We start from the raw sequence: 22,818 nt of genomic DNA on the forward strand, positions 1-22,818 counted from the left end.
GCAACTGGTATTCCCTGATCTTTCAGGACAGAAATGGAGTAGGAAGGGTTCCTATTTTGATGCCTGTAAAATGGGAGAACGACTGGCCAATTTTGGGCGATAACGGAAAAGTACCTTTCACGGGTGAAGTTCCGCTTCCGACATTTAAACCAAAAAATCATCTGGTAGAAAGTGACGAATTTTCAGGTAAAAAAATGAAAATACAATGGCAGTGGAATCATAATCCTGTCAATTCAGCATGGTCTTTATCCGAAAGAAAAGGCTTCCTAAGGTTGAAAACAAGCAGAGTAGTAGATAATTTGTACCTCGCTCCAAACACCTTAACACAGAGAATGGAAGGTCCTAAATCCAGTGGCATCGTTTCTTTAAATGTAAAAGGAATGAAAGATGGTGATGTTACAGGTTTCAGTGCTTTCAACGGGGACTCCGGCATTCTGTCTGTCATAATGGAAGGTGGTAAAAAATTTATTGTTTTTTCATCCGATGCAGTCAGTTTAGATAACAAGACCAAGGCAGTTATGAGCGTTAAAAAAGAAGAGAAAAAGCGTATTCCCCTGAATTCCGATACCGTTTATTTTAGAATTGATGCCGATTTCAACCTCGGAAAAGATCTGGCAGATTTCTATTACAGTACCGATCAGAAAAACTGGACCGAAATGGAAAAAGGATACAAAATGATTTTCGATTACCGAAGATTTTTTATGGGTTCCAAGTTTGCAATTTTCAATTATGCAACCAGAAATCTGGGCGGTTTTGTAGATGTTGATTTTTTCAGAGTCAATACTATTTCAGAGTAATGAATGTGGGATTATTTTTTGGGTAGCTTATCCGTCTTCCACTCCCGCTTTTTTATTCGTCGTTTCTCCTCACAAAAAGAGCTCCGTTCAAGCCGGGCTACGAGAGATTCGCTGTTTAAAAAGAGATATGAGCTCCGTAGGAGCATTCTGTTAATAGAAAAAGTTGCGTCACCCAAACAAAGCCTCGTAGAGACTAACTGTTAATAAAAACAGACGATAAAATTTAAAAAAACAAATCCATTTGCAAGAATAATTTTTTTATCAAAATAAATAAGTGTAAAACTTACAAATAAAAATCATGAACAGATCCATCATATTAACAGTCACTTTCATGTTATCAGGAGTATTTTTTTCTGCACAAACTCTCGATAAACAGGCACCACAGGGTTTTGATATAGAAAATCCTACAATTTCTCACGGAAAAATCGATACGGTTCAATATCTCTCAAAAACGGTAGGAACGACCAGAAAAGCCCTGATTTACACACCACCCGGATTCAAAAAAGGCAATAAATACCCTGTTCTTTATCTCCTTCACGGTATTGGCGGAGACGAAAAAGAATGGTTCAGTCAGGGAAAACCAAATGTTATTCTCGACAATCTCTACGCACAGGAAAAACTGCAGCCGATGATTGTTGTTTTACCTAACGGAAGAGCAATGAAGAATGACAGAGCAACAGGAAATATTATGGCTCCGGATAAAGTAGAAGCCTTTACAACTTTCGAAAAAGATCTGCTGAATGATCTGATTCCCTTTGTAGAAAAAAAATATCCTGTTAAAAAAGACAGAGAAAGCAGGGCTTTGGCAGGGCTTTCAATGGGAGGCGGACAAACACAGAATTTTGCCTTCGGAAATATGGATAAATTTGCATGGTTAGGTGCATTTTCTTCAGCGCCCAATACAAAAGAACCTGGTCAGCTTTTACCCAATCCGCAGGATGCCCTGAAGCTAAAACTTATTTTTATTTCCTGTGGCGATGCGGACGGACTGATGCCTTTCAGTAAAAGAACCAGCGACTATCTCAACAAAAACAAAATCCCCCATATTTTTTACATCGAACCGGGCGGTCACGACTTCAAGGTCTGGAAAAACGATTTATATATTTTTTCACAGCTATTATTCAAGCCTGTCGACAAATCTGAGTTCAGTAATTTTACGGTTTTAGGAACACCCGCAGCAACCAATATCAGAAATGCGCAGTATCCTCAAATCCTTCCAGACGGAAGAGTGATGTTTAAAATCAAAGCTCCGGAAGCACAAAAAGTACAGATCGATCTGGGAAAAAAATATGACCTGAAAAAAGATCCCGATGGATTCTGGACAGGCACAACAGATCCTCAAAGCGGAAGTTTTCATTACTATTCCCTGCTGATTGACGGAGTAGCGGTTGCAGATCCCTCCAGCGAAACATTTTACGGAATGGGAAGATACGCCAGCGGAATCGATATTCCTTTTGAAGGAGATGATTTTTATGCTTTAAAAGACGTTCCTCACGGGGGCATTCACATTAAAAATTTTTATTCCAAAGTCACCAATTCATGGAGAAGAGTCTTCATTTACACACCGCCGGGTTACGACCAGAATTCCTCCGAATCTTATCCCGCACTGTATATTTTACATGGCGGAGGCGAAGATGAAAGCGGTTGGGCAAAACAGGGCAAAGCCAATCTTATTCTGGATAATCTGATTGCAGAAGGAAAAGCAAAAAAAATGATTATCGTTATGCCCGATTCCAATATCGGACAGGCAGGAATCCGAAATTTTGGCGAACGCAATCTTCAGCTCTTTGAAAGAGAGCTGAAAGAATCTGTCATTCCGTTTGCCGAAACCAATTACAGAATTAAAAAAGGCAAAGAAAATCGAGCTTTGGCAGGACTTTCTATGGGTGGAATCTATACATTATATACTGGAATTCAGAATTCCGAGATGTTCTCAGGTTTGGGCGTTTTCAGTTCAGGATATATGCTGCCTGCGCTTCAAAACGTTGCCGACAAACAGTATAAATTTTTAACGGAACATAAATCTGCCTTTTCATCCAATATCAGAAATTTTTGGATTTCAATGGGCGGAAAAGACGATATCGCCTATGAAAACGGTCAGAAAATGCTGAAAGAACTGGATAAAATCGGAATTAAATATTCTTATACAGATTATCCTGGAGGTCATACATGGCCGGTTTGGAGAAACAGTCTCTGTGAGTTTGCGCAAGGGCTTTTTAAAGAGTAAAATAGTATCCAAAGTCATTAAAATATGAAAACAATAATACTCAATCTCTGTCTGCTAGTCTTTTCGGGAATATTATATTCGCAGAATCCTATTATTCAGACCAACTATACCGCCGATCCGGCTCCGATGGTGTACAATGACAGGCTTTATGTTTACACAACCCATGATGAAGATGATTCTACATGGTTTACGATGAATGACTGGAGAGTTTATTCCACCAACGATATGGTGAACTGGACAGATCATGGAACCATTCTCTCCTACAGCGATTTCGACTGGGCAAAACGGGATGCGTGGGCAGCACAGTGTGTCGAAAGAAACGGGAAATTTTTTATGTACGTTCCGATGTGGTCTAAAACCAATAATAAAGGAGCGATTGGTGTTGCGGTGGGAGAGAGTCCTTTCGGACCGTTTCATGATCCGCTTGGAAAACCTCTTGTGCAAAGCGAATGGGGAGATATCGATCCAACGGTTTTTATTGATGACAACGGACAGGCGCATATGTACTGGGGAAATCCAAAACTCAAATATGTAAAACTGAATCAGGACATGATTTCTTACTCCGGCGAGATTGTTGAAGTTCCCATGACAGCAGAATCTTTCGGAAAAAGAGACGGAAAAGAAAATCCTGAAAGACCGACAAAATATGAAGAAGGACCTTGGTTATATAAAAGAAAAGATCTGTATTATCTCTTCTGGCCGGGCGGTCCGCTTCCGGAATTCATAGGCTACTCCACAAGCAAAAGCACAAAAGGACCATGGAAATATGGCGGAATTGTAATGCCAACCGAAGGGAAATCGTTTACCAATCATCCCGGAATCATTGATTTCAGAGGAAAAACCTATTTCTTTTATCACAACGGCGCTTTGCCGGGAGGAAGCGGATTTACAAGATCCGTAAGTGTGGAGGAACTCAGTTTTAATAAAGACGGCTCGGTTGTCCCCATCAAAATGACGAATGGAATTTCCAAAGCCATTGCAGCCATTAATCCTTACTCATTTAATCAGGCGGAAACAATTGCATGGTCAGAAAATGTGAAATCTTATCAGAACAAAGCAGCAGGCGTTTTTATCAAAGCAAAAAAAAGCGGCGCTTACACCAGTGTGAAAAATGTAGATTTTGGCAGAAAAGGTGCCGCTGCATTTTCAGCAAGAGTGGGGACAACACATAACAGTGACGTTACAATGGATGTTCGTCTGGACGGTATTAACGGATCATTGGTGACCACAGTAAAAGTTCCTTTAACCGGCGGAGACAACCGTTGGGAAACTGTGAAAACAGAACTGAAGGAAAAAATTACCGGCGTTCATGATGTGTACTTTGTATTTAATGGAAAAGCACCTAAAGATATTATGTTTTTCGATTATTGGACTTTTCTTGAAAATAACTGATTATGATTAAAATATCCTACCTCTTTATATGGGTGTTGTTCCTCACCGGAATTTCAGGTTTTGCACAGGTCGCAGAAATCTCAAGTCCCGATGGAAAATTAAAATTAAATGTCTTTGCTGAAAACGGAAAAGCTCTTTACAATCTTAGTTTTCAGGGAAAAATAATGTTGGAAAAATCACCTTTAGGTCTGATTATCAATGAATCTGATTTTTCTGAAAATTTGAAATTCGTTGACAGCAAAAAAGATAAAATTTCTAAAAACTATACCAACGAGAAAATCAAGAAATCACAAGTCAGTTATACCGCAAATACTTTGACAGTCAATTTTACCAATGCAGATAACTTTAATATTGGGATTGAGTTTCAGGTGAGCAATAACAATCTGGCTTTTAGATATGAAATTCAGCCGATGAAAGACCATTTAAGTGCGGTCGTACAGTCAGAAACTACAGGTTACAAATTTCCGGCTCAAACCACAACTTTCCTTTCTCCAATGATGAAGCCGATGACAGGTTTTGCCAGAACTGCTCCAAGCTACGAAAGTGGATATAAAGCTGATGCAGAATTAGGAATAAAATCCGATTATGGCTACGTTTTTCCGGGATTGTTTCATGTCGGAAAGGATGGATGGATTTTATTGTCTGAAACTGGTGTAAACAGTCTCTACTGCGCTTCTCATTTGGATACAACCCTGGAAAAAAATCTTTATCAGGTTGCTTACCCTAATAAAGCTGAAAACAATGGATTTGGAAGTACAGGAGCATCCATTTCACTTCCGGGAAAAACGCCATGGAGAACCATCACCATTGGCGATTCTTTAAAACCGATTGTGGAAACCACGATTCCTTTTGATGTTGTGGAACAGATGTACGAACCCTCACAGAAATATACCTTCGGAAAATCAACTTGGAGCTGGATTTTATGGCAGGACAACAGTATGAATTACGAAGATCAAAGTCTTTTTATCAATTTAGCATTAGAAATGGGGTATGAATACATTCTGATTGATGCACTTTGGGACAAAAACATTGGCAGAGAAAGAATGAAAGACCTCATTCAATATGCAAAATCTAAGAACGTAAATGTCTTACTATGGTACAATTCCAACGGTGCTTCCAATGATGCGCCAATGGGACCGAGAAACAAAATGAGTTCCTCTATAGAACGCAAAAAAGAAATGAAATGGCTGAAAGAAGCAGGTGTACAAGGGCTGAAAGTCGATTTTTTCGGTGGAGATAAACAGGAAACAATGCGCCTTTATGAAGACATCCTTTCCGATGCCAATGATTTTGGGTTAAAGATTATTTTTCACGGAGCAACATTACCGAGAGGCTGGGAAGTAATGTACCCGAATTATGCAGGAAGCGAAGCTGTTTTAGCTTCGGAAATGCTTTATTTTTCAGAAGACGTCCGCAAACAGGAAGCTTTTTTCGCAACATTACATCCATTCATCAGAAATACGGTCGGAAGTATGGAGTTTGGCGGGACTTTTCTCAATAAATATTTAACGAAATCCAATAAAGACAAAAATAAAAGATACACAACAGACGGTTTTCAGTTGGCAACGGCGGTTCTGTTTCAGAATCCGGTTCAGATGTTTGGAGTAACACCGAACAATCTGAACGATGTCCCAAAATTTCAGCTTGATTTTATGAAGAAGATCCCGACACTTTGGGATGAAACGGTTTTTGTAGACGGTTATCCCGGGAAATACTCTGTGATCGCAAGAAGACATCAGAATCAATGGTATGTTGCGGGAATTAATGCAGAAAAAACGGTAAAAAAATTGAAAATCAGTCTCCCTGTGTTCGCCGGAAAAACGGTAAAATTCATTAATGACAATGCTCAGGGAAATTCATCAGAAAAAGAAATAAAAGTGAGTAAAAAAGGTGATTTCACTGTGGAAATTCAGCCAAACGGAGGATTTGTTTTGAGAAATTAATTGGTTTTGGGCAGCTTTTTCCGCCTTCCACTCCCGCTTTTTTGCCTCCGCTTTGCTGCGGCAAAAAGAGCTCCGTTCAAGTCGGGCTGCGAGAGATTCGCTGTTCTCAAAGAATCCGAAGGATTCAATATCAATAGCCATAGGTGCAAACCTATGTAAAGAAATACGAATAAGTCCGAACCCTGAAAGGGTTCAATTCGATAAGCCATTCAAATTTTATTTAAATAGAAAATAAAAGATTATGAATCAGATAAAAATATTTTTTCTCGTCATGGTATTCGGATGCTGTTTACAACTCAATGCAACAGAACCGTTCATCAGCAAAGAAAAAAATGCGGAAACAATTGTATTAAAAGAAAGATCTGTGAGTCTTTCCATTTTTACCAATGCTGGAATTGACAACGGAATTTTGAGAGCCGTAAAAAACCTGCAGTCCGATTTTCAAAAGGTAACGGGAGCTCAGTCAATTATTTTAAATCAGATTTCAGGAATGAATTCTCCGTTGATTATCATCGGGACAGTCGGAACAAAATCTGTAATTGATGATCTCATTAAACAGAAAAAAATTGATGGAAAATCTTTAACCGGAAAAAATGAAAAATACATCATTCAGAATGTAAGCCATCCATTTCCCGGCGTTTCTGAAGCAATCGTCATTGCCGGAAGCGACAAAAGAGGAACCATTTACGGTATTTACGAAATATCTCAGCAAATAGGAGTTTCACCTTGGTATTACTGGGCAGATGTTCCGGTCGATAAAAAGGAAAACTTATATTTTAAAAAAGGAATATATACAGATGGAGAACCCGCAGTAGAATACCGAGGAATTTTCCTGAATGACGAAGAACCTTCGTTGGGAGGATGGGCGAGAACAACTTTCGGAGGAATCAATTCTAAATTTTACGAGAAAGTTTTTGAGCTGATTTTAAGGCTGAAAGGCAATTACATCTGGCCAGCCATGTGGGGAAAAGCTTTCTATGACGATGATCCTTTGAACGGACCTTTAGCCGATGAAATGGGAATTATTATGGGAACTTCACACCACGAACCGATGGCTCAGGCTCAGACCGATTGGCATCGGTACATTAAGAAAAATAATTTACCGAATGTCTGGGATTATTCGAAAAATGAAAAAGTTTTGCAGGAATTCTGGAAATTGGGGCTTGAAAGAAGCAAAAACTGGGAAAAATTAGTCACAGTAGGAATGCGCGGCGACGGTGATGAAGCGATGGGAGAGGGAACCAATATCTCTCTTTTGGAAAAAGTAGTGAAAGACCAAAGAAAAATCATCGCTGAGGTGACAGGAAAAAGAGTCGACAAAACACCGCAGGTTTGGGCTTTGTACAAGGAAGTTCAGGAGTATTACGACAAAGGAATGCGGGTTCCGGATGATGTAATTCTATTATTCTGTGATGATAACTGGGGAAATGTGAGAAAACTTCCGGATCTTTCAAAACCTTTGCACAAAGGCGGTTATGGAATGTATTACCACTTTGATTATGTGGGCGGACCGAGAAATTCAAAATGGATTAATATCAGTCCGATTCAAAGAGTTTGGGAACAGATGAATCTTTCCTACGAACATAAAGTGGATAAAGTTTGGGTGGTAAATGTAGGAGATTTGAAGCCAATGGAATTTCCCATCAGTTTTTTCCTTGAAATGGCATGGAATCCGCAGCAGTTCAATTCAAAAAATCTTTTAAAATATACCGAAAAATGGGCAGCACAGCAGTTTGGCGAAAAACACGCCAAAGAAATTGCGGGAATGATTAATCTGTATGCAAAATACAACCGTCGCGTTACACCGGAAACACTGGACAGCAAAACATACAGTCTGGAAAACTACCATGAATTCGAAACTGTTTTAAATGATTACAGAGCATTGGCTGTTGATGCATTGCGCCTGAAAGAACAGATCCCTGCAGAATATCAGGATGCCTATTATCAGCTGGTTCTTTATCCCATTGATGCATGCAGTAATTTGTATGAAATGTATTATGCTGTTGCCAAAAACAAGGAATTGGCTGCCAGATATGATTTAAAAGCAAATTATTTTGCGGACAAGGTAAAAGAATGCTTTGAAAGAAATGCATATCTGGATCATAAATACAACAATGAAATTGCCAGCGGGAAATGGAAACACATGATGGATCAGATGAGAATAGGATACAAAACTTGGGCAGACGGAAAAGAAAATATAATGCCTGAAGTAACCTATGTATATGATGATAACGCTTCCAAAGAAAAAATATTTCAGGAGAAAAACGGCTATATTTCAATAGAAGCGGAAAATTTTGCGAGAACCAGCCATTCAGACCGAATTCATTGGGAAGTGATTCCGGATTTTGGGAAAACTAAATCCGGCGTAACCACTTTTCCGCAGAATGTCTATCCAGATCCTGATGAAAATATTTATCTGGAATATGATATGAATTTTGAATCCAAAGGCGAATTCGAAGTCCAGTTGTTATTGGCGCCGACTTTGAATTTTAATCACAATAAAGGATTGCGTTATGAGATTTCCTTTGATGGCGGAACGCCGCAGATTGTCAATTTCAATGGTCATTACAGAGGCGAATTAGGCAGATGGCAGTCCGAACATATCATAAAGTCCGCAACGAAACACCAGATTTCCCAGCCCAGAAAACATACGCTGCGATTCCGTGTTTTGGAGCCTGGGATCGTTCTGGAAAAAATATTAATCAATACAGGAGGTTTACAGCCTTCTTATCTAGGGGCACCCGAAAGTGAAATTCTTCACTGAAAATCAGCAAATAGTAATAACAATCAATGCTTTGCTTATGAAACATTAATCTAATTTATCATTCTCTTTCTTTAAATATTGTTTTCATCAAATACAGGACAAGGAAAACAGCAGAAGCTTTGTAACAAAACTTTATTTAAACCCGCTGCCTGATACAGTTCAGGGAATTTTCTTGATGGTTTTTCAATAATAAACCGTCTTGAAGGGGATTGTATATTCCATACTTTACTGAAAAATGATCAAAATTAAAACTAGAACATTATGAAAAAACGTTTAAACTTTTTAGCAATTCAATCTATTTTTCTGCTTGTTAGCTGTTTTTTTTACGGACAGCTTACCACCGTTAAAATCGATAAAAATACCTCGTACCAGAAAATAAAAGGATTCGGAGGATTTGTCTGCAGTCCGCAGTTCGCTTACAATCACATGACGACTTCCGAAATTCAGATGCTTTGGGGAACAGGAAGTGAAGGAGGCTATAATATCATGAGGCTGTATATTCCGGAAGACAGCAGCAACTGGAGTGCTGTATTACCAACGGCACAATTGGCAAAATCAATGGGGCTTACTATTTTCGCAAGTCCGTGGACAATGCCCGCAGCCTGGAAAACCAATAACCATGTGAATGCCGTGTATACAGATGCCAATGGAGTACAGCAGATCGGATATTTAAAGCCTGAAAATTATCAGGATTATGCATTGTATCTCAACAGTTTCGTTACCTATTTACAAACAAATGGAGTGGATCTGGATTATATCTCCATTCAGAATGAACCAGACGAAATGGCTCAATATCAGGGATGTATCTGGACTCCGACTCAGATAGCTACTTTTGTAAAAGATTACGGACATCTTATCAACTGCAAAGTGATTGCACCGGAAAGTGTAGGTTTTACCGATAATTTTGCCAATGCAATGCTGAATACTGCTACAATGGCTAATTTCGAAGTTTACGGAGGGCATCAGTACGGATTAATGCAGTCGGCTTACAAACAGTTCCAGAATTACAATAAAGAAATCTGGCAGACAGAATATCTGATTAATTGGAACTCCGGCAGCCAGACTCCGCGTGATTTTAGCTGGAACCTTGATGCTTTTAACTTTGCTTCAAGCATCAATAATTCCATGCTCGGTAATATCAATGCGTGGATTCATTATGCTTCAAAAAGATATTACGGGTTAATGGGCGACGGAACTTACGGAACACCAACAGGAGTAATGTCTAAAAGAGGCTATATTCTGTCCCATTATGCAAAATATGTAACGGGAAAAACAAGAATTGATGCCAAATGGGACGATAAAACCGGAGCTTTACAGGGATCTTCCTATATTTCCGCCGATGGTAATCAGATTGTTTTAATGGTCATTAATTCTTCTGCTAATGCTTATAATCTGAAGGTTGATCTGCCTTTTTATACCACATCGGGAACAAAAGTACTCACAAATGCTTCTTCCAATATGGTGACCACGCCGATTTCATTCAGTACACCCACTTTCCGTCCCGGAGCGGATATTGCTCCATCCAGCGTAATGACTTTCGTATTCAATAAAAGTGGTGACAGACCAGTTTCTCTGATGACAGGCGGAAATATTCATTACAATAAAATTGAAACACAAACAACCACCAATTCCGCTTTCGGAACTGCTTTTAACATCAGTAATACAACGGTAACATTTTCCAATCCAAGTCCTTTGATCAGTAATAATATGACTGCTTCAAACGGTTATCTTCAGTTGAATGACAGATTTAACAAACTAATTTTACACGTTAACAGCTACACCACAGCCGGACAGAGCTATTCAGACAATACGACTCTGTATTATATCAACAGTCAGGGTATTGCAAAATCTTTCAACTACGGAAGAATCAATTTTCCGGCAGGAGGAAATTTTGATATTACCCTTGATATTTCGAGACAGGTGCTTACCGACGGATGCAAAGGAATTTTAGGACTTAGAAATTCTAACTACACTTCCGTTCTTACCTTAAATTTAGGAGATGTTTATTTTAATGTAGGCAACGAAATTGCTTCAAAATTTGGCGGAACCTATTCAGACAGTGACAGCAATCTAATGGACGCATTGGAAAACGGCTACTTTACCTCACTGGATTTCAGGACAACTGCAGGAATTACCCCTTCAAATAACTGGCAGCCTGTAAGCGTCAATTCAAACAACATATTTTATGTGAATTCTGGTGTAAATTCAACGGCAAACAATGTTATTTCCGGAACGGCATGTTCCAATCTTGTCCTTTCAGATTTAGGGAAAGATTTTCAGGTTCCGTTTAATTTCAGTGCGGTCGCAGTTTCTTACAGCAGAACTTTTAACGGGTATGAGACTTTATTGTTGCCTTTTGAAGCCAATATTCCTTCAGGAGTAACGGTATATCTTATGTCACCGGGTGCTGCGGCAGTTTCGGGAACGCAGATTTCTGGCGGAATAATTCCTGCCAATACTCCGGTACTTGTGAATGCAACAGGGAGCTATACTTTTACAGGGACAGGTAACGTTTCTACACCGAAAGCCATTACGGTAAATCAGATGAACGGAGTCTATCACACCATAAAAGTTCCGGCTAACAGTTATGTTCTGAAAACAGAAAGCGGAGTAACAGGCTTTTACAAAGTTGTTGCCGGAAATGAGCCGATGATTAATCCTTTCAGAGCATATCTTACCGAAGAAAATCTGTATTCCGCAAATATGCTTCCTCTCAATTTTTCTGTATTGGCTGCACAGGAAAACAGTCTGCAGAAAGATGTAATAAAGCTTTATCCTAATCCTGCAAAAACGGAAATTTTTGTTGAATTAAAAACTCAGGATGCAACGGCTAGTATTTATGATGCAAGAGGAGGCTTGGTGAAATCGGGATTGAAAATGAATGCCGGAAAAAACCGTATCGGAATCAGCGACCTTTCTGCAGGAACCTACTTTATTGAAATTTCATCACCAAACAAAAAAAAATCATCACAGAAATTTATTAAACAATAATCTGTATATCAGTTAATTCATCAAAGCCATCATCAGTCTGATATTTTGATGGCTTTGTTTTATTAAATAAAAATCATTACTCGAAAATAATAAGTGTTATTTATACATTTATATAATATAGAATCTTATATTTGTTTTTGTTACAGAATTAGCTGAATGTGCCTTGTAATAATTAAAGATTTTTAACCATAAAATGTTTTGTTGTAATAAAATGAAAAAAATTCTGTTAAATATATCAACCTTTATTTGTGCAGTATCTTCCGCACAGAATTTTAAATATCCTTTCCAGAATCCCGGTCTTCCCGTAGAACAGAGGATCGAAAACCTTCTCGGATTATTAACGGTTGATGAAAAAATCGGAATGATGATGGATAATTCAAAAGCCGTTCCCAGATTGGATATTCACGATTACGGATGGTGGAATGAGGCGCTTCACGGTGTTGCAAGAGCAGGAACCGCAACGGTTTTTCCTCAGGCAATCGGAATGGCTGCAGCGTGGGATGTTCCGGAACATTTTAAAACTTTTGAAATGATTTCAGACGAAGCAAGGGCAAAATACAACAGATCTTTTGATGAGTCTCAAAAAACCGGACGTTATGAAGGTTTGACGTTCTGGACTCCGAATATTAATATTTTCCGCGATCCGAGATGGGGAAGAGGTCAGGAAACCTATGGTGAAGATCCTTATTTAACTTCTGTTTTGGGCGTTGCGGCTGTAAAAGGCTTGCAGGGAAATGATCCGAAATATTTTAAAACGCATGCCTGCGCAAAACACTTCGCCGTTCACAGCGGTCCCGAATGGAACAGGCATTCTTACAACGCAGAAGTTTCCAAAAGAGATTTGTATGAAACTTATCTTCCGGCTTTCAAAGCCTTGGTTTTAGAAGGAAATGTAAGGGAAGTAATGTGTGCGTATAACGCTTTCGACGGTCAGCCTTGCTGTGCGAACAATACTTTACTGACAGAAATTCTCCGCGGAAAATGGAACTACGACGGAATGGTCGTTTCCGATTGTTGGGCTTTGGCAGATTTCTATCAGAAAAAATACCACGGAACACATCCCGACGAGAAAAGTACCGCTGCAGATGCGTTGAAACACTCCACAGATTTAGAATGTGGCGACACCTACAATAATTTAAACAAATCTTTAGCAAGTGGTTTAATTACAGAAGAAGATCTGGATGTTTCTATGCGCAGAATTCTGAAAGGCTGGTTTGAATTGGGAATGCTTGACCCAAAATCTTCGGTTCACTGGAACTCCATTCCATATTCCGTTGTGGATTCTGAAGAGCATAAAAAACAGGCTTTAAAAATGGCTCAGAAATCAATTGTATTGATGAAAAATGAGAAGAATGTTTTGCCTTTGAATAAAAACATCAAAAAAATCGCAGTCATTGGTCCAAATGCAGATGACGGACTGATGCAGTTGGGAAATTACAACGGAACACCTTCATCCATTGTAACAATTTTAGATGGAATTAAAAACAAATTTCCTAATGCTGAAATTATTTATGAAAAAGGAACCGAAGTTGCCGATCCATCTTCCAGAACTTCGCTTTATCAGAATTTTTTAAGCCGGAAAAACGGCGAAAAAGGAATGAAAGTAGCGTTTTTCAACAACAATGAATTCAAAGGAACTCCGGCTAATATTTCAGTCAATAAAAGCGGAATCAACTACAACAGCTTTGGCGGAACCCAGCTTGCTCCCAATGTGGGAAGGGAAAATACATCGGCGATTATTTCCGGCGTTTTCAAAAGTTCTTACACCGGTGATGTCATTCTTTCACCTTCAACATCCGATGTTTACACACTTTTTGTTGACGGAAAAGAAATCGCCACAAGAAAAGGTCCCGATGCAAGACATCCTTCAGAATTTCCTGTGAAAATGGAAAAAGGAAAAGAATATAACATTGAATTAAGACACACCCAAAAAGGAAAATATGTAAGCATCACTTTCGATGTATACAGAAAAGATCCGGTCAATTTTGCTGCCGTTAGAGAAAAGGTGAAAGATACAGAGGTCATTATTTTTGCAGGCGGACTTTCGCCAAGTCTGGAAGGTGAAGAAATGATGGTGAATGCAGAAGGCTTCAAAGGCGGCGATAAAACGTCTATTGATTTACCGAAAGTTCAGCGTGATTTATTAGCTGAATTGCGAAAGACGGGCAAACCTATTGTTTTTGTCCTTTGTACAGGGAGTTCACTCGGCTTGGAGCAGGATGAAAAAAATTATGATGCTTTACTGAATGCGTGGTATGGAGGACAATCCGGAGGAACTGCGGTTGCAGATGTTCTGGCGGGAGATTACAATCCGGCGGGAAGATTGCCGGTTACATTCTACAAAAATCTGGAACAGCTCGATAATAATCTTTCTAAAACAGCTAAACATCAAGGTTTTGAAAACTATGATATGCAGGGACGAACCTACCGTTATATGACCGAAAAACCGTTGTATGCCTTCGGACACGGGTTGAGTTATTCAAAATTTAATTATGGTGATGCTATATTGAGTAAGAATACGATTACTGCAACTGAAAATCTGATGATTACCATTCCTGTTAAAAATATTTCAAAACGTGACGGTGAAGAGGTTGTTGAGGTATATGTAAAAAGAAATAACGATGTTTTAGCTCCTATAAAGACTTTGAGAGCTTTCGAAAGAGTGTTGATCAAAGCAGGTGAAACCAAAAATGTTCAGCTTACGATTTCTAAAGATTCCTTTAAATTTTATGATGAAAAAGTAGATGATCTGGCTCCAAAAGCCGGAGATTACACCATTTTCTATGGCGGGACTTCTGAGGAATCAGGATTAAAAAGTATTCAAATGAAAGTTAATTAATAAGCTATAAGAACCGCGAAATCTTATAGGTTTTTAAAATCTATAAGGTTTATCAGTAAAAAATTCAATTTTTCAAGTCAAAAAATGAAAACGAAAGCCAAAATATTCACAGCGGCTATTTCACTAAGTGCAGCGTTTTTTTCAGCGCAGAACGGAAATATCAAAAAGCACTTCCTCGATTTAGACGGAACATCCACCAACATCAAAATCCAGCCCACGATGTACGGAATTTTCTTCGAAGACATTAACTTTGCAGCAGACGGCGGATTGTACGCAGAACTCATCAAAAACCGCAGTTTCGAATTTGATGAGCCTTTGACAGGCTGGAAACAACCCAATACAAAAACATTGTCTCCCAATTTAGATTCCGGCTTTCTGACGATTATAACTGATAAGTCTAAAACCAATAAAAACTACGCAAGAATAACGGTTTGGAATGATAAAAACTATTCACTGGAAAACGAAGGTTTCCGGGGAATCGGACTTCATCAGGGTGAAAAATATGATTTTAGTTTTAATCTGGAAAATGTATCAGGAAATATTTCTGCCGTCAATACAAAAATTATTGATGAAAACGGAATGGTGATTTCTTCTGCCTCTTCCATAATCAAAGGAGGAGGATGGCAAAAATACAGCACTGTTTTTATACCTTCCAAAACCATTGAAAAGGCTAAACTTCAAATCACTTTCACAGGAAAAGGCGTGGTCAATATGGATATGATTTCACTGTTTCCGCAAGACACATGGAAAGGAAGAAAAGGCGGTTTACGAAAGGATTTGGTTCAGAAATTATATGATTTACAACCCGGCTTTTTACGGTTTCCCGGCGGATGTATTGTTGAAGGAAGAACCTTGGCAGAAAGGTACCAGTGGAAAAAGACGATTGGCAGGGTACAAGACAGGGAAAACCTTATCAATAAATGGAATAATGGATTTCCACACCGTCTTACTCCGGATTACTGGCAGTCTTTCGGTCTTGGCTTTTTTGAATATTTCCAGCTGGCGGAAGATTTGGGTGCAGAACCGCTTCCGATTCTGAGTTGCGGAATGGCATGCCAGTTCAACACAGCCGAACTCGTAAAAGTGGAAGATTTAGATCCTTATGTTCAGGATGCCTTGGATTTAATTGAATTCGCCAACGGAGATTCCTCTACAAAATGGGGGAAAATCAGAACTGAAATGGGACATCCGAAACCTTTTAACATGAAATTCATCGGCGTTGGAAACGAACAGTGGGGAGCAGATTATATAGAACGGTACAAAGTTTTTGAAAAAGCAATTCACACCAAATATCCTGATATTAAAATTATTTCGGGAAGCGGACCTTCCCCCGATGGCGAATTTTTCGATTACGGCTGGAAAGAACTTAAAAAACTGAATGCACAGGTTGTGGATGAACATTATTATAATTCTCCGGAATGGTTTATGAAAAACGCCGGAAGATATGATGAATATGACCGTTCCGGACCTAAAGTTTTTGCGGGGGAATACGCTGCACAATCGGTGGGTGTTGTAAAGCCCGACAATAAAAACAACTGGCTGACCGCACTTTCGGAAGCCGCTTTTATGATAGGGCTGGAACGCAATGCAGATGTTGTAACCATGACTTCTTACGCACCGCTTTTCGCCCATGCAGACGGTTGGCAATGGACACCGGATTTGATTTGGTTTAATAATTTAAAATCTTACGCCACTCCAAATTATTATGTTCAGAAATTATTTTCTAACAACAAAGGAACAGATTTAATTAAAATCACTGAAAACGGAAAGTCGTTAAAAGGCGAAAACAATCTTTATGCATCCGCCGTACATGACATTGAAAAAAATGAAACAATCATTAAAATTGTTAATACGGATGATGAAAAAATGTCAGTTGAAATCAATCCCCAAAACATTAAACATGCCAGTAAACTCACCAAAATCTTACTGACTTCATTAGGACTTTCCGATGAAAATAACTTCCAAACGGAGACCATCACACCCAAAGAAGAAACGCAGACCATTAAAAAGGGAAAATTTTCAGTAGAAATTCCGGCAAATTCTCTCGTGATTTTAAAGCTTAAATAGCTCCAAATCCCCATCAATAAAAGAAAATTTAAAATTAAGTGTAAATATTACATTTATTTAAAATAGAATCTTATATTTGTTTTATCTCTTCAACAGAAAACCGGAGAATTTGTTAAGGTAAATGAAAGCTTAAAGGGAAATCCTTGCATAATGTAATCCAATACATCCGTTATTTTAAAAAAGAGCCAAAACAATAATCAAATAAATCACTTTCATTAATGAAAAAGTATGTTATCGGTTTAGATTATGGAACAGATTCCGTTCGTGCCGTTTTGATTGATACGGAAAACGGTGCCGAACTGGCAACCTCTGTAAGCTATTACCAAAGATGGAAAAAAGGACAGTTCTGCAGACCGGAAGAAAATCAGTTCCGTCAGCATCCGCTGGATCACATCGAAGGACTGGAAAAAACCGTTTCCGATGTCGTGAAAGAAAGTGGAGTTGCGCCCGAAAATATTATCAGTATTTGTATTGATACTACGGGTTCTTCACCCCTTCCTGTAAATAAAGATGGAATTGCTTTATCCCTTTTGCCCGAATTTTCAGAAAATCCGAATGCAATGATGGTGCTTTGGAAAGACCATACTTCCATCCGGGAAGCAGAAGAAATCAATGATCTGGCAAAAAACTGGGGTGGTGAAGATTATACAAAATTTGAGGGCGGAATTTATTCCTCAGAATGGTTTTGGGCAAAAATCCTCCACATCAGCAGAGAAGATGAAGCCGTAAAAAATGCAGCATACAGCTGGATGGAACATTGTGATTACCTCACATTTTTACTTTCTGACCATCAGGAACTGGCGACATTCAAAAGAAGCCGCTGTGCAGCCGGGCACAAAGCAATGTGGCACGAGTCGTGGAACGGGCTTCCTTCCAAAGAATTTCTTAATCAATTGGATTCATCTTTAGCAGAACTTCGCGACAGATTATATGATAAAACCTACACTTCCGATGAAGTTGCCGGAAATCTGAACGAAGAATGGGCGGCAAAATTGGGATTAACGACTAAAACTGTAATTGCTGTCGGCACTTTCGACGCGCATTCCGGTGCAATCGGTGCAAAAGTTGAGGAGAACACATTAATCAGGATTATGGGGACATCCACCTGCGATATTATGGTGGCTCCAAACGAAATTATCGGCGACAGAACGGTTAAAGGAATCTGCGGACAGGTCGATGGTTCCGTCATTCCGGGATTAATGGGGCTGGAAGCTGGACAGTCTGCATTTGGAGATGTTTTGGCGTGGTACAAAAATATTCTTACAGAACCCACAATTAATATTCTGATGAGCTCCGATGTGATTGACGAAGACCAAAAAAAGTTGCTGAAAGAAGAAATAGAAAATAATATGATTCGCCATCTCACTCTGGAGGCGGAAAAAATTCCACTTTCGGAAACCGTTCCGATTGCGTTGGACTGGATTAACGGACGAAGAACGCCCGATGCCAATCAGGAACTGAAAATGGCAGTCAGCGGTCTTTCATTGGGAATAAAAGCACCACATATTTTCAAAGCACTGGTTAATGCGATCTGTTTCGGAGCAAGAAAAATCGTTGACCGCTTTGAAGATGAAGGCATTAAAATCCATAAAGTCATAGGAATTGGTGGCGTTGCCAGAAAATCACCATTCATCATGCAGACTCTGGCAAATGTCCTGAATATGCCGATTGTTGTAGCTGCATCAGATCAGGCTCCGGCTTTAGGGGCGGCAATTTATGCAGCAGTAGCAGCAGGAATTTATCCCAATGTTCAGGAAGCAAGCCGGAAAATGGGTTCCGATTTCGAAGCTGAATATTTCCCGCAGAAAGAACACGTAGAACAATACGCAGAACTGATGCAACATTATCAGATTTTGGCAGATTTCACCGAAAATAATATAAAATCTAGGAAAAAGTTAACGGCGGACAGTTTATAGTAATTAATTAAGTTTAAAAAACTCTGTTAGGAGCGTCCTGTTAATAGCAAATATGTAAATATTATCATCACAAAAAGAGCCTCGTAGAGGCGACTGTTAAATATTTACATTAATTAAAGAACCAATAACCATCAACCCAAAACTATCAACTAAAATAATTATGGCAGCTTTATCCGCCCTCCGTTCCCGCTTTTTTGTTCCGCTTCGCTGCACAAAAAGAGCTCCACTCAGGTCGGGCTGCGATTGATTCGTATGATAAAACCCGAGGGGTTAAATATCAATAGCCGTAGGTGAAACCTATGAATTTGAAAAAAATATATAAATAAAAATGAGCATCTATAAAGAATTAAAAAGAGAATGTTACGAAGCCAATATGCAGCTCGATGCCTTAAAATTGGTGGTCTACACATTCGGAAACGTAAGCGCCGTTGACCGCGAAAAAGGAATTTTTGCAATCAAACCAAGCGGCGTTCCTTACGAACTTTTAAAACCTGAAGATATGGTGATTTTAGATTATGATGCCAACGTCGTTGAAGGAAATCTAAGACCATCTTCCGATACCAAAACCCACGCTTATCTCTACAAAAACTGGGAAAACATTGGTGGAATCTCCCATACACATGCCATCTACTCTGTAGCCTGGGCGCAGGCGCAGCTTGATATTCCGATTTTCGGGACAACGCACGCAGACCATCTTACAACGGATGTTCCTTGTGCGCCACCAATGCTTGACAATTTAATAGAAGGCAACTACGAATACAATACCGGAATCCAGATTTTAGATTGTTTCAAAGAAAAAAAACTGTCTTATGAAGAAGTAGAAATGGTGCTCATCGGAAATCATGGACCGTTTACCTGGGGTAAAAATGCTGAAAAGGCTGTTTACAACAGCAAAGTTCTGGAAACCATCGCCGAAATGGCTTATCTCACCAGACAAATCAATCCGAACGTAACCCGTTTAAAAGATTCACTCATCAAAAAACATTACGAACGTAAACATGGTAAAAATGCTTACTACGGTCAATAACTGGCGGTTTGTGTTTAATTTAAGACTAATATCTGTCATAAACCTTATAGGTTTTTAAAACCTATAAGGTTTGATAAAACATCAAAATCCAAAGGATTCAATATAAATAACCGTAGGTGAAACCTATGGAAAAATAAATATCAATTATAAATCATCATTTATCAATCATCAAATATGTTAACACCTCTCAATACCAAAGAAATCTGGTTCATCACCGGAAGCCAGCATCTATACGGTCCTGAAACATTAGCACAGGTAGCAGAACATTCGGCGAAGATTGTGGAAGCCTTCAATGCTTCGTCACAAATTCCTGTGAAAGTGGTTTTAAAGTCAACCGTAAAAACTACGGAAGAAATTTTCGAGACATTAACTGCTGCCAATTTTTCAAAAAACTGTATCGGAATCGTAACGTGGATGCATACATTTTCCCCTGCAAAAATGTGGATTCGTGGTCTTACTGCCTTGCAAAAGCCGATGCTGCATCTTCATACGCAATTCAATCAGGATATTCCGTGGTCTACGATGGATATGGATTTTATGAATCTTAATCAGGCAGCACATGGCGACAGGGAATTTGGATTCATGGTAAGCCGTCTCCGCAAAAACAGGAAAGTGGTGGTTGGACATTGGGCAGAGGAAAGAGTTCAGAAACAAATCGGAGAATGGAGTAGAGTTGCTGCTGGCTGGGACGATTGGCAAGGTGCAAAATTTGCCCGTTTCGGAGACAATATGAGATATGTTGCCGTGACAGACGGCGATAAAGTGGAAGCGGAAACCAAGTTTGGATTTTCCGTAAACACTTGGGGAATCGGAGATTTGGTAAGCGTTGTCAATTCAATTGGCGAAGGCGAAATCAAATCGTTGATGGAAGAATATGAATCTTCATATAAAATGGCAGAATCCCTTCTCTCAGGAGGAGTAAACAGGAAATCCCTCGAAGTTGCTGCCAGAATTGAGCTAGGTTTGGAAAAATTCCTGAAAGACGGAAATTTCAAAGGGTTCTCGGATACTTTCGAAGATCTTCACGGATTGGAACAGCTTCCGGGAATTGCCGTTCAGAGATTAATGGAAAAAGGTTACGGATTCGCCGGAGAAGGCGATTGGAAGACTGCCGCTTTGGTTCGTGCGATGAAAACAATGGGACAGGGTCTGGAAGGTGGAAATGCTTTTATGGAAGATTATACCTACCATTTAAATCCTTCCAGTCCATCGGTTCTGGGTTCGCATATGCTGGAAGTGGATCCCGTTTTGGCGGTTGACAAACCTTCTTGTGAAATTCATCCGCTTGGTATTGGCGGAAAAGCAGATCCGGTTCGTCTGGTTTTCAATTCGAGAGGAAATATTGATTCTTTAAATGCAGCATTAATGGATTTCGGAAATCATTTCAGACTATTAATCAACAAAACAAAAGCTTTGGAAATTACCGAAGAACTTCCGAAACTTCCAGTGGCGAGAGTACTCTGGAAACCACTTCCGGATTTGTACACAGCCGCGGAAGCCTGGATTTTGGCGGGTGGAGCCCATCATACCTGCTACAGTGAAAACATCAGTTCAGAGCAGTTGGAAGATTTTGCAGAGATCGCAGGTATTGAATCATTAGTGATTGATGAAAATACAAAAATCCGTGATTTTAAGAATACCCTTCGCTGGAATGAAATATATTATCGCTAAACTTGCAAAAATTATAAAAAATGAGAAAAATAAGTATCAACCTGATAATTCTTTTTGCCGTTTTATGTATTTTCGGGTGCAATAAAAAAGAAAATCAATCAAAAAATCAAAAGCAGGCAATGGAAAATATACAGATTTCAGAATATGGAGTGACGTCAAAAGGTGATTCTGTTAAAAAATATACTTTGACTAATAAAAACGGGATGAAAGTGGAAGTCATCAACTTTGGTGGAATCATCACTTCACTTACGGCTCCGGACAAAAGCGGAAAATATGAAGATGTGGTCTTGGGTTTTACAAAACCGGAAGATTATTTTAATGGAAATCCTTATTATTTTGGAGCATTAATTGGTCGTTACGGAAACAGAATTGCCAATGCCAAATTCACTTTGGAAGGCAAATCCTACGACATTGATAAAAATGACGGATCCAACAGTCTTCATGGCGGAAAAGAAGGATTTCATACTAAATTCTGGAATATTGAACCCGTAAAAGATGCCAAATTCCCAACGTTGAAACTGACTTATAGCAGTGCAGATGGGGAAGAAGGATATCCGGGAAAACTTACGACTACGGTATTCTATACTTTAACGGATGATAACGCTCTGGAAATTTCTTACGAAGCGGAAACCGACAAACCGACTGTGGTAAATCTTACCCAGCATTCGTATTTCAATCTTTCAGGAAATTTCTCAAAAACAATTCTTGACCACGAAATGCAGATTAATGCCGATAAATTTTTACCGGTCAATGAAACGCTGATTCCTACAGGTGAGCAAAAAACTGTAAAAGGAAGTGCATTCGATTTCAAAGCTTCAAAAACAATTGGAAAAGATATCAATACAGAAGATGACCAGCTGAAAAAAGGAAAAGGCTACGATCATAACTGGATTCTGAACGGAAGCGGACTGAGAAATATTGCCAAAGTGTACCATTCCGAATCGGGCAGAGTAATGGAAGTTTTAACCGATGAACCGGGAGTGCAGTTTTATTCCGGAAACTTTCTGGATGGAAAATTCGATACCAAAACTGGCGGGAAAAATGAATTCAGAACGGGGTTCTGTTTAGAAACTCAACATTTTCCGGATTCGCCGAACCAATCTTCTTTCCCTTCTACAGAACTCAAGCCGGGACAGAAATATCAGTCGAAAACAATTTATAAATTCTCAGTTAAAAAATAAAAT

Annotated in this window: 11 protein-coding genes and 1 pseudogene; all 12 read left to right on the plus strand. The window is 39.2% G+C overall.

Annotated elements, in window-relative coordinates:
- Nucleotides 1-797 (plus strand): annotated as a pseudogene (locus WFK35_RS05215) (glycoside hydrolase 43 family protein); the annotation flags it as partial.
- Nucleotides 798-1,095: 298 nt separating this feature from the next.
- The gene (locus tag WFK35_RS05220; protein WP_336731679.1) at nt 1,096-3,024 is read left to right on the plus strand and encodes an alpha/beta hydrolase-fold protein; all 1,929 of its coding nucleotides are present in this window, start codon (nt 1,096-1,098) and stop codon (nt 3,022-3,024) included.
- Between the two features lie 24 nt (nt 3,025-3,048).
- Complete coding sequence (locus WFK35_RS05225) at nt 3,049-4,416, plus strand: glycoside hydrolase family 43 protein (protein WP_336731681.1); 1,368 nt, start codon at nt 3,049-3,051, stop codon at nt 4,414-4,416.
- A 2-nt stretch (nt 4,417-4,418) separates the two neighbouring features.
- Entirely contained in the window at nt 4,419-6,359 is a 1,941-nt protein-coding gene (locus WFK35_RS05230; RefSeq protein WP_336731682.1) for a glycoside hydrolase family 97 protein, read from the plus strand.
- 241 nt (nt 6,360-6,600) lie between these two features.
- On the plus strand, nt 6,601-9,123 hold the full coding sequence (locus WFK35_RS05235) for a glycosyl hydrolase 115 family protein (protein WP_336731684.1): 2,523 nt from the start codon (nt 6,601-6,603) through the stop codon (nt 9,121-9,123).
- 261 nt (nt 9,124-9,384) lie between these two features.
- Nucleotides 9,385-12,114 (plus strand): T9SS type A sorting domain-containing protein, encoded by a 2,730-nt coding sequence (locus WFK35_RS05240; protein ID WP_336731685.1) that lies wholly within the window; start codon nt 9,385-9,387, stop codon nt 12,112-12,114.
- A 211-nt stretch (nt 12,115-12,325) separates the two neighbouring features.
- Nucleotides 12,326-14,953, plus strand: a complete 2,628-nt coding sequence (locus WFK35_RS05245; RefSeq protein WP_336731686.1) for a beta-glucosidase — start codon at nt 12,326-12,328, stop codon at nt 14,951-14,953.
- Nucleotides 14,954-15,037: 84 nt separating this feature from the next.
- On the plus strand, nt 15,038-17,020 hold the full coding sequence (locus WFK35_RS05250; RefSeq protein WP_336731687.1) for an alpha-L-arabinofuranosidase C-terminal domain-containing protein: 1,983 nt from the start codon (nt 15,038-15,040) through the stop codon (nt 17,018-17,020).
- 218 nt (nt 17,021-17,238) lie between these two features.
- A complete protein-coding gene (locus WFK35_RS05255) occupies nt 17,239-18,936 on the plus strand; it encodes a ribulokinase (protein ID WP_336731688.1) in 1,698 nt (565 codons plus the stop codon).
- Between the two features lie 328 nt (nt 18,937-19,264).
- On the plus strand, nt 19,265-19,963 hold the full coding sequence (locus tag WFK35_RS05260) for an L-ribulose-5-phosphate 4-epimerase (protein ID WP_336731690.1): 699 nt from the start codon (nt 19,265-19,267) through the stop codon (nt 19,961-19,963).
- A 174-nt stretch (nt 19,964-20,137) separates the two neighbouring features.
- On the plus strand, nt 20,138-21,634 hold the full coding sequence (gene araA, locus WFK35_RS05265; RefSeq protein WP_336731691.1) for an L-arabinose isomerase: 1,497 nt from the start codon (nt 20,138-20,140) through the stop codon (nt 21,632-21,634).
- 20 nt (nt 21,635-21,654) lie between these two features.
- Complete coding sequence (locus WFK35_RS05270; RefSeq protein ID WP_336731692.1) at nt 21,655-22,815, plus strand: aldose epimerase family protein; 1,161 nt, start codon at nt 21,655-21,657, stop codon at nt 22,813-22,815.
- Nucleotides 22,816-22,818 lie beyond the last annotated feature (3 nt).

The organism is Chryseobacterium sp. VD8 (genome assembly GCF_037149975.1).
GTDB classification, from domain to species: domain Bacteria; phylum Bacteroidota; class Bacteroidia; order Flavobacteriales; family Weeksellaceae; genus Chryseobacterium; species Chryseobacterium indicum.

Coding starts and splice junctions, on each gene's coding strand:
- WFK35_RS05260 (WP_336731690.1), top strand. CDS start 19,265: ATGAGCATCTATAAAGAATTAAAAAGAGAATGTTACGAAGCCAATATG.
- araA (WP_336731691.1), top strand. CDS start 20,138: ATGTTAACACCTCTCAATACCAAAGAAATCTGGTTCATCACCGGAAGC.
- WFK35_RS05250 (WP_336731687.1), top strand. CDS start 15,038: ATGAAAACGAAAGCCAAAATATTCACAGCGGCTATTTCACTAAGTGCA.
- WFK35_RS05245 (WP_336731686.1), top strand. CDS start 12,326: ATGAAAAAAATTCTGTTAAATATATCAACCTTTATTTGTGCAGTATCT.
- WFK35_RS05225 (WP_336731681.1), top strand. CDS start 3,049: ATGAAAACAATAATACTCAATCTCTGTCTGCTAGTCTTTTCGGGAATA.
- WFK35_RS05270 (WP_336731692.1), top strand. CDS start 21,655: ATGAGAAAAATAAGTATCAACCTGATAATTCTTTTTGCCGTTTTATGT.
- WFK35_RS05255 (WP_336731688.1), top strand. CDS start 17,239: ATGAAAAAGTATGTTATCGGTTTAGATTATGGAACAGATTCCGTTCGT.
- WFK35_RS05220 (WP_336731679.1), top strand. CDS start 1,096: ATGAACAGATCCATCATATTAACAGTCACTTTCATGTTATCAGGAGTA.
- WFK35_RS05240 (WP_336731685.1), top strand. CDS start 9,385: ATGAAAAAACGTTTAAACTTTTTAGCAATTCAATCTATTTTTCTGCTT.
- WFK35_RS05235 (WP_336731684.1), top strand. CDS start 6,601: ATGAATCAGATAAAAATATTTTTTCTCGTCATGGTATTCGGATGCTGT.
- WFK35_RS05230 (WP_336731682.1), top strand. CDS start 4,419: ATGATTAAAATATCCTACCTCTTTATATGGGTGTTGTTCCTCACCGGA.